Genomic DNA, 15,883 nt, shown 5'->3' with positions numbered 1-15,883 from the left:
GCCGGATCCGGCCATGGGCGCGGGGTGGGCCGAACCTCGCAGGGCCGCGGCCGTGCTGTGGGGCACGAAGCCACGGGCGAAGGAGGCAGAGGGTGGCCGGATTCTCGACGTTCCTGGTGCCGGAGCGGGTCAAGGCGACCGCGGCGGACCAGGAGCTGGGGCGGCGGATGGTGCGGGCCTGGCAGCAGGACGGGATCTTCCAGGTCCGGCGCGATCCGGACCTGGAGGAGCTGACCGACGCGGCGATGTGCGCGGCGCGGGCGTTCTTCCGGCTGCCGCTCGGGCTGAAGCACCGCTGCGTCAACGATCTGTCGTACAGCGGGTACATCGAGTCCGGGGAAGAGCTGACGGCGGGCGTGCCGGACCAGCCGGAGATCTTCACGGTCACCCCGCACTTCGACCACGGCCACCGGCGGGTGCGCAAGGGGATGCCGTGCCACGGCCCGGTGCCGTGGCCGGGCGATCCGTTCCGGTACGCCATCGAGGCGTACCTGTGCGGGGTCGGTGAGCTCGGTGAGCGGATCCTGCGGCTCGTCGCGCTGGGGCTGGGCCTGGGGCCCTCGGGCGCGCGGCAGCTGACCGGGCTGACCCGGGGCGGCTGGCACCACCTGCGGGCCCTGCATTTCCCGGCCCGTACGGGGGAGTCGGAGCGGGGCATCGGCGCCCACACCGACTATGGGCTGCTGGTGATCGCGGCGCAGGACGAGGTGGGCGGGCTGTATGTACGGCCGCCCGTGGAGGGCGAGCAGCGGTCGCGGAACTGGGTGGCCGGGGAGAGTTCGGCCGGGCGGGCCGAGGACGCGCAGGACTGGCGGTTCGTGGAGCCCGAGTCGGGGGTGCTGACGGTGTTCCCCGGGGACATCCTGGAGTTCCTGACGCGCGGGGTGGTGGAGGCGACGGCGCACCGGGTCCGGCTGGCGGAGCGGGAGCGGTACGCGCTGGCGTACTTCCACGAGCCGCACTTCGACGCGCGGATGCGGCCGTTGGGCGGGCGGCGCTCGGAGGAGACGCTGCACTACGGCCGCCACTTCACCGACATGTTCATGAGGTGCTACCCGGAACGGGCGACGACGCGCCGGATCATCCGCGAGGACCGCCTGGCGGCGATGGCCCCGTAGACGACGGCACGCACGACTCCGCGGCTGCCACGTCACAGCCGAACGGCCCGGACCGTGGGGTCCGGGCCGCTCGTCGTCACCAGCTTCGGCGGGCTATCGCCGCGTCAGCGCCACGTGTTGGTGGACCAGAGGGCCGTCTGCCACGTGCCGTCGCCGTCCTTGCGGTAGACGACGAGGTTGCCGTCGTCCTGGAGCTGCAGGTAGGCGCCGGGGTTGCCGTAGGTCTGGGAGGCCCAGATGGCGCCGCCCTTGCCCTCGCCACCGTCCTTGCTGTACAGGACGAAGTTGCCGTCGGTCTGCATGTGGGCGTGTGCGCCCGGGCTCCAGATGTCGGTGAGCCACTGCTCCTTGCCCGTGGCCAGGTCGCGCAGGGTCAGGCGGCCGTCCCTGTCCATGAGCAGGGCGTTGCGCTTTCCTTGCATCCAGGCGCCGGGAGTCAGCTCCTGGCCGCTCTGGAGGCGGGGGCTGCGCATCCAGGTGTTGGTGTGCCAGAGCCCGTTCTGCCAGCCGCTGCTGGTGCCGCTCTTGTAGATGACCAGGTTGCCGTCGGCCTGGAACTGCAGGCGTGCGCCGGGGTTCCCGTACGTCTGGGAGGCCCACAGGGCGCCGCCCTTGCCCTCGCCGCCGTCCTGCTTGTAGACGACGAGGTTGCCGTCGGTCTGCATGACCGCGTACGCGCCGGGGTTGCCGTAAGTCTGGGAGGCCCACAGGGCGCCGCCCTTGCCGTCTCCGCCGGTGCGGTGGTACAGGACCAGGTTGCCGTCAGTCTGCATGACCAGCTTGACCGACGGGGTCGTGTAGGTCTGGCCCGAGGCCAGCTTGGTGCCGGGCTGGAAGGCGATGCTGCCGTCGACCACGGTGGCCGCCTCGAACGCCACCTGACCGGGCTGCACGTTCTTGCCGAGCCACGCGATCATCGTGTTGTCCGCCTTGCGGGCCCACAGGTCCGCAATCCCGTCGCCGTTGGCGTCACCGGCGGACCCGACGGAGGGGTAGTCGCTCTGCTTGACCCCGTAGCCGATGTACACACGGCTGGTCTTGTTGCCCCAGGTCGTGGGGTCGACATTGCCGTCCGCGCCCTTGGCGCCGTATGCGCGGAACATGTCACCGGTGGCATTGTCGCGCAGCCAGAGGTCGGGAATCGCGTCGCCGTTCGTGTCACCAGGGGCGACGACCGTGTACTTGTCCCAGTCGCCCTCGCCGACCAGCACCGGCTCGCGGGCGTCCAGCAGGTTGCCCGAACTGTAGTAGACCCACAGCTGTTTGCCCTGCTTGACCAGGAGGTCGGGGTCGTTGTCGCCGTTGAGGTCCCCGGGAGCGAGGACCTGCTCGGCGTTGTACCAGTGGTCGTCACCGTTCCAGTCGTCGCCGAAGTCGCAGCCGAGCTCGGGGGCCTTGACCGGGCACGTGACGGTGAGCTCCGTCCTGGAGTGCTCGTCGATGACGCCGGCGCCCTTGTTGGCGTAGGCCCACAGGAGGTTCTTCTTCGCCACGTTGTCGTACCCGAACGTGACGAGGTCGTTGTAACCGTCCCACGTCCAGTCCCCGCTGCTCAGGGCTTGCTGACCGGCGAACGTCGCGGTCGCGCCGCCGTTGATCCCGGCCGTGAAGGAACCGTTGCCCACCCCGGCGTACATCGACAGGATGCCGTTGGAGTCCGTGGACCAGATGTCCTTGAAGCCGTCGCCGTTGAGGTCGCCCGGAGCGTCACGGAGGGCGCCGCCGCGGTTGGCGTAGTACTTGTAGACGGCCGTGTCCGAGCGGTTGCCCGCAGCGTCCACGCTCTGCACGTTCAGCACGTGCGGGCCGTAGCTCGGCGGCGTGATCTTGACGGCCTTGCCGGGCGGGGTGGACTGCTGCTCCGGTTCGGTGTCGGACCAGTAGATGAACTCCGCCACATCGCCGACGCCGTTGGTGTCGAAGGTGAAGGCGCCCGGCGTACGGGCCTTGCCGGTGTTCGCCGGCCAGCCGCTCTCACCGCTCGGGAAGTCGGTGGAGGAGATACCGGGCTTCTTGCTGGGCCGGTCGCGGTCCACGGTGAAGGAGCAGTCCGAGGTCCAGGCCGAGGAGGCGCCTTCCTGGTCCTTGGCGCGCACCTTCCACGTGTAGTTGCCGCTGGGCAGGCCGGAGTCGGGCACGGCCCAGGTCGCGAAGCGTCCTTGGAGGGCCGGGACGGACTGGCTCGCGGTCGGGGTGCTCTGCCCCGCCTTGAAGATCTGGAACTCGGCGGTCAGGTTGCCGGCGTCCGGGTCCTCGACCGTTGCGAACAGCGAGATACCCGTGTTGCCGATGCTGCCGCCCGAGCAGGCGGTGCGCGGGCTGGTGCCCAGGGACGAGGGCGTCCTGGGAGGGTTGTTGTACTCGGTCTCCAGCGTCAGCGTCTTGGGGTCGAACCGCTTCCAGCCGTACGTGTCCGACTCGTTGCCGGCGTACAGACCGATGGTGACGCCGGACCAGCTGCCTGCCGCGGCCTGTCGGGCCAGCCCCGTGGCATCGAATTCCAGGTTCCCGGCCGCGCAGTCGGAGCTCCAGCCCTTGGACTCGTTCACCGAGTTGATCTTGGAGATCTGGCCGGGCTGGTTGTTCCAGCTCGTCTTGGACGAGATCGCGCCGACGTGCCACAGCTCCACGGGACGCGCCTGGCAGGACCAGGACCAGGTGTTGCGGACCCGCAGGGTCGACTTGCTGACCTGAGCGCCCTTGATGTTGGACGTGTCGATCTGGAAGAAGGAGCGGGAGAGCCCGTTCGTCTCGGCCTCGTAGCCGACGCGGACGTCGTCCTTGCTGTTCCAGTACGAGTTGTTCGGGTACTTCTTGTAGACCCGGGTCCAGTTCTGCCGCTCGCCCCACGCCCAGGACGGGTCGATGAAGACGGGGTACTTCGTCTGAGCCCCGGTCAGCAGCGCCTGGTCGGGCTTGATCTCCAGGCTGCCGTTGGCCACCGTCGTCGGCATGTGCGCGTCCTTGGCGCCCGCCGGAGGGATGAACGCGTCGGAGGGCGCGGAGGCCCCTCCCGTACCGGCGGCAGCAGCGCCGGCAGCAGCAGTACCGGCGGCGGCCGATTTGGACATCGACTTCGCCGTCGACATCTTCGAGACCCCAGCCGCCTGCCCACCTGCCGGGGCGGCTGTCGTGGAGTCCCACATCAGGGGGGACGGGCTGGTGAAGACCGTCTGCCCGGCGGGATTGACCGCGCTGATCGCGCCCGTTCCGGCGTCCGCGGACACGTTGAGTCCCACCGTGTCGACCTTGAACTTCAGCGACGCGAGCTCCGGGTTGGCGGCCGCGGCGGCCGTCTTGACCACCAGCAGCTCGCTGAAGCCCTCGACCTCGGCCTTCACCTGGAGGTCCACGTCCGGCAGCACGTTCGCGTACGTCGCCACGTTCGCCGCCAGCGTCGGCTTCGGCAGCGCCTTCGGCCAGGACAGCGACAGCGTGCGCCCGTCCTTCACGCCCGTCAGCAGCGGTCCGGTCCCACCGCCGGAGAACGCCACGGACACCGTGGCGGCCTTGGAGACCACGCGCCCGTCTGCGGCGAACACCAGCGTCGGATCCGTCGCCACCCACACACCGCCACGCAGCACCCGCACGGGAGTGCCGTAGCGCTTGACCGACCACTTGCCGGCCGGCGTCGCCCACGTGTCCGACGACTCGGTCCTCGCGGACACCAGCTCGTACGGCCGGCCGGTCTCCTTGGCCTTGGCGAGCGCGAAGTCCTCGGCGCTCATCGACCCGTCGGCGACCGGATCGGCCGCGGCGGCCGCCGTCCCCGCAGAGGCGAGCGTGCCCAGTCCTGCTGCCGCCATTCCGCTCACCAAAACCAGCGAAATGAAACGCGAAACCCCCCGCCCGCCCGGGTAACCGGAACGGGCCTTTCTTATTCTCACGCAAACTCCAACGTTCAGGCTATTGACGTTTCACCCTAGTGGCCGTGCGGCGCATGCGCACCCCCGTTCAGCAGGCCATTTATGCCGCTCGTGGGCCCGGTGTCCGGTTTGATCCGCATCGCTGGAATTCCGGATATCCGCCCCATCGGACTTTCGCTTCGCCAACCGATTACCCCTTCTTCTGCCGGAAGAGCAGGGCCTTGACGAGCCAGGGCTGGAAGGGGGGAGACGTACGGGGACGACGTGCCAGTCGTCCACGCCCCACACCAGCCGCCAGTACCGCGCCTGCCCGGCTTCGAGCTGCCGAGCCGTCCATTGCCGCAGCTCGGCCTCGGCGGGGCGGCCCAACGCCTCGGCGAAGTGAGCCACGACGGCGTCGACGACGGGGTCGGCGTGCGCGGCGTCGACGTCGGCGAGCAGGAGTTCGCCGTCCAGGACGCGGCGGATGGTGGGCAGCCCCTCGGCCAGTACGTCGATCAGCGCGCCGGGCTACTGCAGCAGCACGATTCCCAGCGGTCGTTCGCCCGCCGGGAGGCGGCGTGTCGTACCGGTCGGCAGGTCCACGACGGTGATCCCGTTCCCGCCTACGTCACGGGTGAAGCCGCCCGTGACGTAGGCGGTGCGGCCGTCCGCAGTGACCGCGACGTCCTCGTGCGGCCCCTTCAGCGGGACCGTGCGCTCCGCCCCCTTGGGGGAGCGGACCGTCAGCGAGGCCGCCGCCCCGTCCTGCGCCGCGCCGACCACGAGCAGCGTGCCGTCGGCGGCGAGGGCGGCCCCGTGCTGGTGGACGTCCGCGGTCATCGGCTCGACGGTGACCCGGCCCGTACCGGGGTCGAGCACCGCCAGCTTCTCGCCCTCGAACGGCAGCAACAGCCGCCCGTCGGAGGGCCGCACCACCGCGTAGTGCGGTTTCAGCCAGGAGCCGAGGCCCTGTTCCCCGTACGGAGCGACCACCAGCCGCCGTGCTGCGAGGGTGTCGACGCGCACCGCTGTCACGTCGTAGGAGTCGTGCCCGGTCGCGTACACCTCGCTGCCGTCCGCCGCGACGTCCACGTCGAAGGGGCGGCGGCCGACGGGCACGGTGGCGGTCACCGTACGGGTCGCCGTGTCGATCACCTCCAACACCCCCGGACCGCCGGGCACGTTGACCCCACGTACAGTCGCCGCCCGTCGGGCGCGACCGTCAGCTCCGCCGCGCCGACCGTGCCTTCGCCCACCGCACCGACCAGCAGCGAACGGACCAGCGGCCGGAAGCCGCTCGCACCTTCCCCCGGATCGGAGGATGGCCATGGCCGCACCTTGGTTGGGCCCATTGGGTCTAACGGGCCCAACCAGGTGTGAACTGGCGCGGTTACAGATGGGCCAGGTGCTCGAGCACAGGGCCGCCCAGCTCGGCGTAGAAGTCGACGCGGTCCTGGGCCTGGAGGACCTGGGCGCAGACAGTCAGCAGTCCGGTGCGGGCCTCGGGCCGGTCCAGGACGGGGGGCCAGCTAGGCCCGGATGCGGGCGCCTGCCTCGGGGGTCAGGAGCGCGTACACGTACAGGGTGGCCGCGTCGTAGCCGTACGGGGCACGGCCCCACCCCTCCCAGTCCAGGATGTGCGGGCCGCGGGTGACGTTGCCGTAGTGGAGGTCGCCGTGGGCGGTGGTCCAGGTGACGTCCTCGACCTGGTGGCCGGTGAACTCAGGGATGACGCGGCGCAGGTACTCCTCCCGTACGGCCTCGCGGTCCGACGGCGGCGGGACGTCGGCAAGGCGTCCAGGGCGCCCCCCATCTCCTTCCACCACGTCTCGGGAAGGCCCGGGTCCTCATCGAGGACAGGGCGCGGGGAGACGATCGGGTCGGGGGCGAAGCCGTACAGCTCTGCCCGGTAGGCGTAGCCGTCGGTGGTCCAGTACCGGATGCGGAACAGGTCGGGGCGCGGCACCGAGGCAGGGAGGGTGCGGGAGGTGGACGGGCCGTTCCACAGCGTGCCGCCCTTGGTGCCGGCCTCGGCGCAGACCACGCGGAGCCAGTGCGGGCCGGCGGCGCCCGACAGGGTCCGGCGCCGGTACCCCCACACCCGGCGGCCGGTGGCGCGCAGGCCGAACTGGTCGGGGGCGTGCTGCTGGGCGGCCAGCATCCGGTCGATGGTGGCGGGGGCGGAAGCAAAGCGACGTGGTATCAAGGCGGCGATGCCGGCTGCATCGAGTACCCCAGCCACCGGCACTGAGCGCGGGAATCGGCCTGTCTACCCCTCATCGGCCTCCTGGGCGGCGGCTTCGTTGGCGCGGTCGATCTCGACCATGTGCTCCTCCGCCCAGGTCCGCAGCCCCTCAAGCGCGGCTTCCAGGGACAGCCCGAGTCCGGTGAGTCGGTAGAAGACCCGCGGCGGCACGGTGGGTTCGACCCTGCGCGCCACCAGCCCGTCGCGGGTCAGGCTTCGCAGCGTCACGGACAGCATCTTCTGCGACACGCCGGGCATCCGGCGCCTCAGCTCCGCGAAGCGCACCTCGTCCGGTGCGGCATCGGCGAGCGTCTTGACGGCCATGGACGTCCACTTCGTGCCGATGCGGTCCAGCAACTGCCTCGTCGGGCAATGGGGATCGAACAGATCGCCGCGTACCCCGTGACCGGGGGACCGGGCTCCTCGGGTGGTCACCTGCGGCTCACCACCTTCCCTGAAAGTGCCGTCTAGGAAGCGGACGGTCAGTTACCTATCGTTCTGTGGTAACCAATGGTAACCATCAGGGAGGAGCCGTCATGCCCGTCACCACCGCACCCCACCTGTGCCGCATCGCGACGAACGGCGTCCAACTCAATGTCGCAATCGCCGGGGACGGACCTGCGGTTCTCCTGCTGCACGGCTTCCCGCACACCTGGCAACTCTGGAGCGGCATCATGGGCCGACTGGCCGGGCAGTACCGGGTCATCGCCCCGGACCTTCGAGGCTTCGGTGCCAGTGCACGCGCCGTCGAGGGTTACGACGCAGGCACCCTCGCTGCCGACGCCGAAGGGCTGCTCGACGTGCTCGGCGAGCCCTCGGCAGCGGTGGTCGGCATCGACGCGGGCACCGCCCCCGCCGTCCTGCTCGCGCTGCGCCGGCCCGGCCTCGTCCGGCGCCTTGTCGTGATGGAGGCACTGCTCGGCCGCCTGCCCGGAGCAGAGCACGTCGTCGCGGGCGGTGCCCCGTGGTGGTTCGGCTTCCACGCCGTCCCCGGCCTCGCCGAGACCGTCCTGGCCGGCAACGAGGCCCCTTACATCGACTGGTTCCTCGACTCGGGGACGCACGGGCGAGGAGTACCCGACGACATCCGTGCCGCCTTCGTCCATGCGTACAGCGGGAGTGAGGCCCTGCGCTGCGCGTTCTCCTATTACCGGGCCCTGCCCACCAGCGCGCTGCAGATCCAGGACGCAGTCGCGACGGCTCGGCTGACCATGCCCACCATGGCCGTCGGCTCTCACCCCGTCGGCCGCGGGCTCGAACGCCAACTCCGTCCCATCGCCGATGACCTGGTCGGATACCACCTTCAGGACTGCGGCCACATCATCCCCCTGGACCGCCCCGACGCGTTGTTCGCGCTCCTTGCTCCCTTCCTCTCCGCCGATCTGCCGAAGTGACCGGAGCGGTGCCGAGGCGCGGCCGACCGCCCCCGCTACGTCCTACTTCTCCTCCGGCTCCCAGGCGCGGAGCAGGTCGAGCAGCCCTGCGTCTCCGTCAACGTGCAAGGAGTCGGCCTGGATCCGGTCGTACAGGTAGAGGACCAGCTCACTGGCCGTGCCGTGGACGGAGGCGCCGGCTGCGTCCGAGTCTTCGCCGGTCGCGGTGGTGGGCGCGGGGATGCGGGTGATGCGTGCGCCGTCGCCGTCGACGGCGAGGCGCCAGGAGCGGCCCTCGGCGGCGTGGAAGTCGAAGGCCGTGGGCTTGTGCGGCCAGGCACTCGGCGTTGCGCAGACGGTGAACAGGAACTCCTCCACACCGTCGAGTGCCAGCTCGACCGGCAGCGGCTGCGGGGAGCCCCCGGCGAGCTGGGCGTCGTAAGTGTGCACCGCGGTCTCCTGGACCCGGTGCCGGGCGGTGCCGCCGGCGGTCTGCGGCGACTGCGACGCGGGCCACCACGTCCAGCAACCGCTCTCCGGTCCCGCCGCGCGCAGGGCGCCCAGCAGAAGCTGCGTCGAGGCGTCCAGCCAGGCCACCAGGGCCTCACGCTCCTGCGGCACTTCCAGCGCGGCGCGGGCGGCGACGGCCTCGGCCGGGGGAGCGTCGGCAGACCCCGCGCCGACGATGGCGGCCCAGAAGCGGTCTCCCCCACCCAGGTGCTTCACCAGATCGAACAGCGTCCACCCGGGGCAGGTCGGCACCTGCGCGTCGAGACCGGGCGCGGCGGCGACCACGGCGCGGAAGGCTGTCGACCGTTCATCGATCAGTCGCAACAGGTCAGGGAACTCAAGATTCTTTTCCACGCCGGATGTCTATCACCGCGCTCCGGTGATCGGACAGCGATTTTCACAGTCGCCGCCCCTTGGCCAGCGTCCTCGCCTCCCACCGCTCGGGTGACAAACTGCGCACTGCTGCGAGGACGCTGGTGGTGGCGGTACGCCAGGCGTCGTGCCCGTGGGTGCTCTGGCCTCGCCGTGCGGCCGGGCACCTCGGCGACGTGACGTCCACCCGGGTGCGCGCGGTCATGCTGCCGCTCGATGTGATGGACGCGGAGGTCACGATGGCGGGGGAGGACCGGTCGCGCCTGGAGTTCAGGTGACTCCCGTTCGACCAGCACTCCTCAAGTTCGGAACAACTACAGCCGCTTACTGAGGTTTTCAGGGTGGGGTCGGTGGTGGGAGGGTCAGTTCGGTGGCGGTGAGGCAGCCGTCGATCAGGTGGGGCCGGAGTTGGATCCTGCGTAACTCGCGGCGGAGTTTGCGGTCGAGGTCATCGGGTGTGCCGAAGACGGTGTTGGCCATCGCTCTGCGCACGAGTGACCAGACTGCCTCGACGGGGTTCAGGTCTGGTGCATACGGCGGCAGCCGTACGGTGGTGAGCCAGTCGTGCTCGGCCTCATACCGCTTCAGCCCGGCAGCCAGATGGGTGTTGAGATTGTCCCAAATCACCAGGATGGGGCCGCCGAGCTGGATATGGGCCCTCACCAGCAGGTCGCGGTAGTCCTGCCAGGAGAAGCTTTTGTGGGCGCCCTTGAGCGGGAGATGGTTGCGAGGCCGGTGGATGAGACGGCTGTTCTCACCGGGTTTGTAGCAGCACAGGGCGGCGACCGAGGTCCGGCGGCGGGACCTGCCGCGGACGCGGATGACGGGTGTGTGTCCGCGCGGCTCGACGAGGACGGCCTGCCCGCGTACGTGGCCGCCCCGGAGCGCGCCGCCCGCGAGGTGCGGGCGACCGGCGGCGTCATGGAGAATCCGGCCTCGTCCTCGAAGACGATCCAGCCGCCACACGCCGCCGCGAGCCTTTTTACCCGCGGCCACACCTCCTTCTTCCACAGCTCTACGGCGTGCTCATCACGCTCGAGTGCTCTGCGGGCGGGGCCTGCCAGGACCAGCCATGACCTTTCAGCAGCCGCCACACCGTGGCCACCGACAGGCTCAGCTTCAGACGACGGCGGATCACCGTCTGAACCCGGGCCAGAGTCCAGCATTCGTCGTCGAAGCCGTGCGCTGCCGGGCTGTGATGCGGGCGCCGGCGAAGCTCGAGGGCGAACGCAGTTGCACGGAGACCGGGTGGGGAGCGGCCTGTGCTGGCCGGGCGCGGCGGAGGAGGTGGCGACTGGCGGTGAGGGTGAGCAGCCGTGTGGGCTGCCGCTGGAATCCGGTGATGTCCAGGAGTACTGCGCGTTGTTGGAAGTCGCGGTGGAGGTCGAGCAGCAGGCGCAGCGCGATGACCTCCATGAAAGGCACACCGGCAAGGTGCAGGTACAGGGGAGCTTGAGTGGCCGCTGCGGTGGTGATGGCTTGTCGCAGGGCCGGGCAGGTGTCCATGTCCAGCTCGCCGGTCACCGTGATGACGGTGCCCGTCGGATTGTGGCTTATGGTGACGAGAATTGCGTCGTTCATGGTTCGCCCCGTTCAGGGGTCGAGCCCATCACGGTCGCCCGCCGATGCGGGCAAGGTGGCCGTTGAGCACGCGGTATAGGCCCGCGAGCAGCCGAGCGAGACCGCCCGTGCCCGTCAACTGGCCACCGAACGGGGGCGCCAGGGCGGCACGGGGTCTCCCACCAGACCAGGCTGGTTGTCCCCACCACTGTCCCAGGCGCCCGGGCCCCAGTCCAGACGACGTGCGGCCGCGGTGCGGCAGCGCTCACGTACCGGGCGGATCGCCGAAGCTCGGAAACGAAGGGGTGCGCTGGTCGTGTGCCCTGCCCGGTGCCATGGTGGGGGTAGCGCTGTGACTATTCGCCGCCGTGTCATTCCCCCGGGGGAGCCCTTCCGGTGCCGGCGGCGCCCAGGTCAAGGGCACGACGGAGCAGGCCGTGGTGAAGATCAAGAACGCCTTCAAGCACCCCGTGCCCGCTGCGTCGACCGCATGGCAGGGCACAGGGAGGTGCCAGTAGGTATGCCGATCAAGAACGGTGCCGCCCAGGCCAAGACGCAGGGGCAGCGTGTGGCCGACAGCCGCGCACGGAGGTCGCGTCGAGGGTCGGGCTCTGCGCCCGGGGAGTGAGTGATCTACGTTCTGGTCGGGCTCCTCGCCGTGCGGATCGGTTTTGGCGGCGACAGCTGCGGCAAGGAGGCCGATCGGTCCGGTGCGGACCATCGGCTAGCAGCCTTTCGGTCGGGTGCTGCTGTCGCGGAGGTTCGAGAAGAATCTTGCACTGTAGAGACCAGACCAGCTGAGAAAACCTGGTCGTCGCAGGTCACGGACAGAGGCACGGACCAGATCGGCGACGGCCGGGCGCTGGGCTGGGAGGCGGGCCGTTCCCGCTCGCGGGCGGTCACAGGTTCGTCGACCTGGCGGAGGTGGACGCCATCTTCTTCGACAAGAGGTATTAACTGGGATCGCGGGGGGCCGAGTGCGGCAAGGTCTACGGTCTTCTTGAGCAGGCCCTCGCCGAGGCCGCCGAGACGGCCAAGGCGGGTATCGCCACGCTCGTGGTGCGCCAGCATGAATAGCTGGTCGGCCATCAAGGCCGAGATCGGCTCAGGCGACGTCCGCGTCTCTGTACGGAGCTGACGCGGCCCCTGGCGCGGAAGGCGTACGTCAGGAGCCGCCGCCGCTGACGCCAGGCGCGACGAAGCGCCGGTGCAGGGGGTAGAACTTCGGCTCGGGGTCGCTCTGCACGCCCAGTTCGCCCTTGAGTACGGGGGCGATCCTGGCCTCGATGAACCGGTTGAAGTGGCCTTCCGACTCCCAGATGTCCATCACGTTGAGGCCGCCATCGACGAACCAGGCGGCGTGCAGCACGCACCCGTCCGGTGCGTCCTCCTCCCAGCGCACCTTCTGGCGCACCGCGTCGTACACGTCGGGTGTGATCTCGGGCCAGGAAAAGGTCATCACGACTGCCATGGAGTGTCCTCTCGACCACCTGGACGCGCCGCGGCCGGACGGCACGCGGCATAGCACTGCGAAGCTAAGCCGCCGGCATCGCCGGTGCACTCCGGGGCGTCCATCCGAGAAGGCCCAGGTGTTCGCGTGCAGAACGGGTCACCCCTCTCGGCCAAGCAGGCCGTCCAGTTCCTCCTGGCGCAGCCGGACGCGCCCCGGTGAGCAGGAACTGTATATATGGTCAGGAAAGGGATGTGCGGGGCGCCTGATGGGTGTCTCCTGTGTCCCGCCGCCCTAGAGGTCGACCTCGGTTGCCCCGTTCTGCAGGAGGTGCTGTGTCCCAGACCGGTCCCGTCATCGATGAGTTGGTGGCTTCCGCACTCGAGGCGCCCGGGGAATTGGTGACCCGGCTCCTGGGCAGCACGGACGTGCGTACGGCGCGGCTCGGTCAGGCTATCCGGGACCTGCACGACGTCCCCCGGGAGCCGCCGGACGCCGATGCCTGCGAGGGGGCGCGTGTGATCGACCCGGTGACCCACGACCCGGCGTGGTGAGTGCCCGCAGGGCATCGTCAGGCGCAGTCAGGGTGCTGGCCGCCGACCTGGACGGCACCCTGCTGGGCGGGAGCCCACACGAGCGACGGCGGCTCTTCGACGCCCTGAACAGGGACCCGGACCTCACGGTCGTCTTCGCGACCGGCCGCGGCCTGCCATCGGTCCGGGCGCTCCTGCGCGACGACCCTCTCCTGCCGCCCCCGCGCTGGATCATCGCCGACGTAGGGTGCACCATCGTCGACGCCCCCCGCATGGCGCACGCCAGAGCCCTGGAGGCACGGCTGCGCGCCGGATGGCCGGGCGCCGGACGGGTCCGGGCGGCGCTGGAGGCGTTCCCGCACCTGGTGTACCAGGAGGAGGTACCCCAGGATGGCCGCTGCTCCTTCCACCTTGCCCCCGAGGCCCTGTCCGACGAGCTGATCCGTGCGGTGGAGGCGCTGGGATGCTCCTGGTCGTACGCCTCGGGCCGGTACTTCGACGTCCTGCCGCCCAGAGCCGGCAAGGGACGTGCGCTGGAGCTCCTCGCCCAGACGCTCGGGTGGCCCCGGCAGGCGATGCTGGTGGCCGGGGACTCCCTCAACGACCTTTCGCTGTTCCGCCTGGGCACGCCCGCCGTTGTGGTCGCCAACGCGGAACCCGCGCTGACCGCGCGGGTCCCCGCCAGTGACCGCGTCCACCACTCGGCCCTCGACGGAGCGGCCGCCGTGCTGCAGGGGATCGAACTCCTGGGCCGGCCTCCTGAGCGCTCGGTGGTGGTCGGCTACCACCGCCCGCCCGTGTGCTGGCGCGACGGAGCATGGCGGCCGCCCCCCAGCCCCAACGGCATCCTGCCGACCCTGCAGGCCGCTCTGGCCGACGAGCACCTGGACGCCGTATGGGCCGCCGCCCACGTCGGCGAAGCACCTGCACCTGCCCCGCCCCGGGCTGACGGCGTCCCGACGCTGTCCCTCCTGCCACTGCCCCCCGACCGGTGGGCCGGCTACTTCCACCGCACGTGCAAGGAGACCCTCTGGCCGGCCCTGATGTCCCAGCCTGAGCTCATCCTGCACCGGCGCGCCCACTGGGCCGACTACGAAGCCGTCAACACCGCCTTCGCCCGTCACATCGCCTCCCTCGCCGAACAGGGTGCGACGGTCTGGCTCCACGACTACAACCTCTGGCTCGTACCCGCCGCTCTCAAGGCCGACCGCCCCGACCTGACCATCGGCCTGTTCCACCACACCCCCTTCCCCCACCCCGACGTCTTCCGCCGCATCCCGGCAGCCGACCAGCTGCGCGACTCACTCGCCCGCCTGGACTGGGCCGGCTTCCACACCCCCGACTGTGCCGACAACTTCCACCGGCTCCTCGCCGGCACCGCGGTGCCCGCCCCGCACATCGGCGTGCACCCCCTCGGCATCGACCGCCCCGCCGTCACCCACCTCGCACGCTCCCGCTCCCGGGCCGGGTCTCGACCGCACCACGAGAACGACGGCATCCAGCTGGTGCTGTCGGTGGAGCGCCTCGACTATGCCAAAGCCCCCGTCCACAAGATCCGCGCACTGGACACCCTCCTCGCCGAAGAGCCCGCACTCCGGCAACAGGTCCGCTACCGCCTGATCTGTCCACCACCCGAGCCCGGCATCCACGCCTACGACACGACCCGCACCGCACTCGAGAACGCCATCACCTGCATCAACCAGCGGTGGAGCACTGCCGGCTGGCAGCCCCGTCGAGTACGTCCCCCACACCCTCGACTTCACCGAGGTCGTCGACCACTACCTCGAGGCCGACGTCTTCTGGGTGACCTCACTCGCCGACGGAATGAACCTCACCGCCCAGGAGTACATCACCGCACACCACGCCGCCCACCGCCCGGGCGTCCTGATCCTCTCCCGCCACGCGGGAGTCGCCCGACACCTGGGCACCGCGGCCGTACTGACCGACCCACTGCTTCCGCATGACCTGGTGGACAGCCTGCGAACCGCGCTGGCCATGCCGGTGGACGAACGCGCTACCCATATCGCCCGTCTGGCGGCCCTGCTGGACACCCCGGACCCCGCCGACTGGGCGCGCACGGTCATCTCCGCCATCCGCGCCAGCGCTGCCCCGCAGACGGGGGCGCGCTGAAGGGGACCCTCGGACTTCGTCCGCTCGAGGGACTCCCACCGGTAAGCGCGACAAATGACCGGCCGGTCCCTTTGTGGGTGGCAGTCCCGACTGCCACCACGCCAACGGGTTGGGATGACGATGGGGCCGCCGGCGTCAAGGAGCCCGAGGGCAGCTCCCGCTCGCCCGCCGCCAACCACGCCGCTGCGTCGGAGTCGTTGGCATGCACTGCCTGGATGTGGCTGAAAACAGCCAGTACCGAGTGGGGGCGACCGCGGTGAGCGGCGCCCCGCCCGACCGTCGGGAGACTGCGACTCTGCCGCAGACGGGTCGGATGGCCGCTGCCGTCCATCAGGCGGTCGCCGACGGCACCGCCCGTACGAAGGCCGAAGGCCGAAGGCAGCGGTCGGTGGGCCGACCGACCTGCTGCGCCGAGCGACCCCGGAGGGCTTGGTCCGAGACGCGATCGGCCGCTGAGCCGGTGCAGCCGGGAGGGCGCAGCCCTACGGTGCGCTCGTGCCCGACAGGCTCCCGGCCCGCCTCGGGCCCCCTCAGCTGGCCCGCGGCGCACGGGTGAGGCCGTCCAGGCGGTGCTTTCGTGCCGGACCGCTCCCTCTTGGACGCGGTCCTGGTGCGCCCGAGCTGGTGGCGGAGATCAGCGCCGGCCAGGCTGTTGGCCGGGGCGGTCTTGCCGGTACCGCCGGCGGGAGCCGAGCGCAGGGCGGCACGAGACCGCTGTCGGGGGATGCCCCCCATTCCTTTCCG

13 protein-coding genes and 2 pseudogenes are annotated in these 15,883 nt (G+C 70.6%); 6 read left to right on the top strand and 9 right to left on the bottom strand.

The window, feature by feature from the left end; genetic code table 11:
- Positions 1-92: 92 nt before the first annotated feature.
- Entirely contained in the window at positions 93-1,118 is a 1,026-nt protein-coding gene (locus tag AB5J51_RS01770) for a 2-oxoglutarate and iron-dependent oxygenase domain-containing protein (RefSeq protein WP_053789018.1), read from the top strand.
- A 104-nt stretch (positions 1,119-1,222) separates the two neighbouring features.
- Here the strand turns inward: AB5J51_RS01770 and AB5J51_RS01765 are convergent, their stop codons facing one another.
- The 4 genes and pseudogenes from AB5J51_RS01765 to AB5J51_RS01750 form a co-directional block, all read right to left on the bottom strand.
- Positions 1,223-4,924 (bottom strand): DNRLRE domain-containing protein, encoded by a 3,702-nt coding sequence (locus tag AB5J51_RS01765; RefSeq protein ID WP_369776505.1) that lies wholly within the window; start codon positions 4,922-4,924, stop codon positions 1,223-1,225.
- Positions 4,925-5,494: 570 nt separating this feature from the next.
- Positions 5,495-6,186, bottom strand: a pseudogene (locus AB5J51_RS01760) (YncE family protein); the annotation flags it as partial.
- Positions 6,187-6,495: 309 nt separating this feature from the next.
- Positions 6,496-6,789, bottom strand: a complete 294-nt coding sequence (locus AB5J51_RS01755; protein WP_369776504.1) for a phosphotransferase — start codon at positions 6,787-6,789, stop codon at positions 6,496-6,498.
- Positions 6,790-7,235: 446 nt separating this feature from the next.
- Positions 7,236-7,646 carry a helix-turn-helix domain-containing protein gene (locus AB5J51_RS01750; protein WP_053789021.1) on the bottom strand — a complete coding sequence of 137 codons (411 nt, stop codon included), beginning with the start codon at positions 7,644-7,646 and terminating at the stop codon, positions 7,236-7,238.
- Positions 7,647-7,747: 101 nt separating this feature from the next.
- Between AB5J51_RS01750 and AB5J51_RS01745 the strand changes: the two genes are divergently transcribed.
- Entirely contained in the window at positions 7,748-8,605 is an 858-nt protein-coding gene (locus AB5J51_RS01745; RefSeq protein ID WP_369776502.1) for an alpha/beta fold hydrolase, read from the top strand.
- Positions 8,606-8,647: 42 nt separating this feature from the next.
- Here AB5J51_RS01745 and AB5J51_RS01740 read toward each other — a convergent pair whose 3' ends face one another.
- Positions 8,648-9,448 carry a maleylpyruvate isomerase family mycothiol-dependent enzyme gene (locus AB5J51_RS01740; RefSeq protein ID WP_369776501.1) on the bottom strand — a complete coding sequence of 267 codons (801 nt, stop codon included), beginning with the start codon at positions 9,446-9,448 and terminating at the stop codon, positions 8,648-8,650.
- A 59-nt stretch (positions 9,449-9,507) separates the two neighbouring features.
- On the opposite strand from AB5J51_RS01740, the gene AB5J51_RS01735 reads away from it, so the two are divergent.
- The gene (locus AB5J51_RS01735; RefSeq protein ID WP_369776500.1) at positions 9,508-9,744 is read left to right on the top strand and encodes a hypothetical protein; all 237 of its coding nucleotides are present in this window, start codon (positions 9,508-9,510) and stop codon (positions 9,742-9,744) included.
- Positions 9,745-9,802: 58 nt separating this feature from the next.
- Here the strand turns inward: AB5J51_RS01735 and AB5J51_RS01730 are convergent, their stop codons facing one another.
- From AB5J51_RS01730 to AB5J51_RS01715, 4 genes are all read right to left on the bottom strand, one after another.
- Complete coding sequence (locus tag AB5J51_RS01730) at positions 9,803-10,288, bottom strand: transposase (protein WP_369780196.1); 486 nt, start codon at positions 10,286-10,288, stop codon at positions 9,803-9,805.
- 193 nt (positions 10,289-10,481) lie between these two features.
- Positions 10,482-10,604, bottom strand: a complete 123-nt coding sequence (locus AB5J51_RS01725; protein ID WP_369776498.1) for a winged helix-turn-helix domain-containing protein — start codon at positions 10,602-10,604, stop codon at positions 10,482-10,484.
- Entirely contained in the window at positions 10,601-11,047 is a 447-nt protein-coding gene (locus AB5J51_RS01720) for an STAS domain-containing protein (RefSeq protein ID WP_369776497.1), read from the bottom strand. Before AB5J51_RS01720 ends, AB5J51_RS01725 begins: the two co-directional genes overlap by 4 nt.
- A gap of 1,144 nt (positions 11,048-12,191) precedes the next feature.
- On the bottom strand, positions 12,192-12,497 hold the full coding sequence (locus tag AB5J51_RS01715) for a hypothetical protein (RefSeq protein WP_369776496.1): 306 nt from the start codon (positions 12,495-12,497) through the stop codon (positions 12,192-12,194).
- Between the two features lie 314 nt (positions 12,498-12,811).
- Here AB5J51_RS01715 and AB5J51_RS01710 point away from each other — a divergent pair, with 314 nt between their 5' ends.
- The 3 genes and pseudogenes from AB5J51_RS01710 (at position 12,812) to AB5J51_RS01700 (ending at position 15,139) form a co-directional block, all read left to right on the top strand.
- Entirely contained in the window at positions 12,812-13,030 is a 219-nt protein-coding gene (locus AB5J51_RS01710; protein WP_136226881.1) for a hypothetical protein, read from the top strand.
- Positions 13,024-14,679, top strand: a pseudogene (locus AB5J51_RS01705) (HAD-IIB family hydrolase); the annotation flags it as partial. The gene AB5J51_RS01710 and the pseudogene AB5J51_RS01705, both read left to right, overlap by 7 nt.
- Before the next feature lie 43 nt (positions 14,680-14,722).
- A complete protein-coding gene (locus tag AB5J51_RS01700) occupies positions 14,723-15,139 on the top strand; it encodes a trehalose-6-phosphate synthase (protein WP_369780195.1) in 417 nt (138 codons plus the stop codon).
- Positions 15,140-15,883 lie beyond the last annotated feature (744 nt).

The organism is Streptomyces sp. R33, assembly GCF_041200175.1.
Lineage (GTDB): Bacteria > Actinomycetota > Actinomycetes > Streptomycetales > Streptomycetaceae > Streptomyces > Streptomyces katrae_B.
Note: the sequence above shows the minus strand (reverse complement) of the source record. Positions and strands in the feature narration are given on the sequence as shown.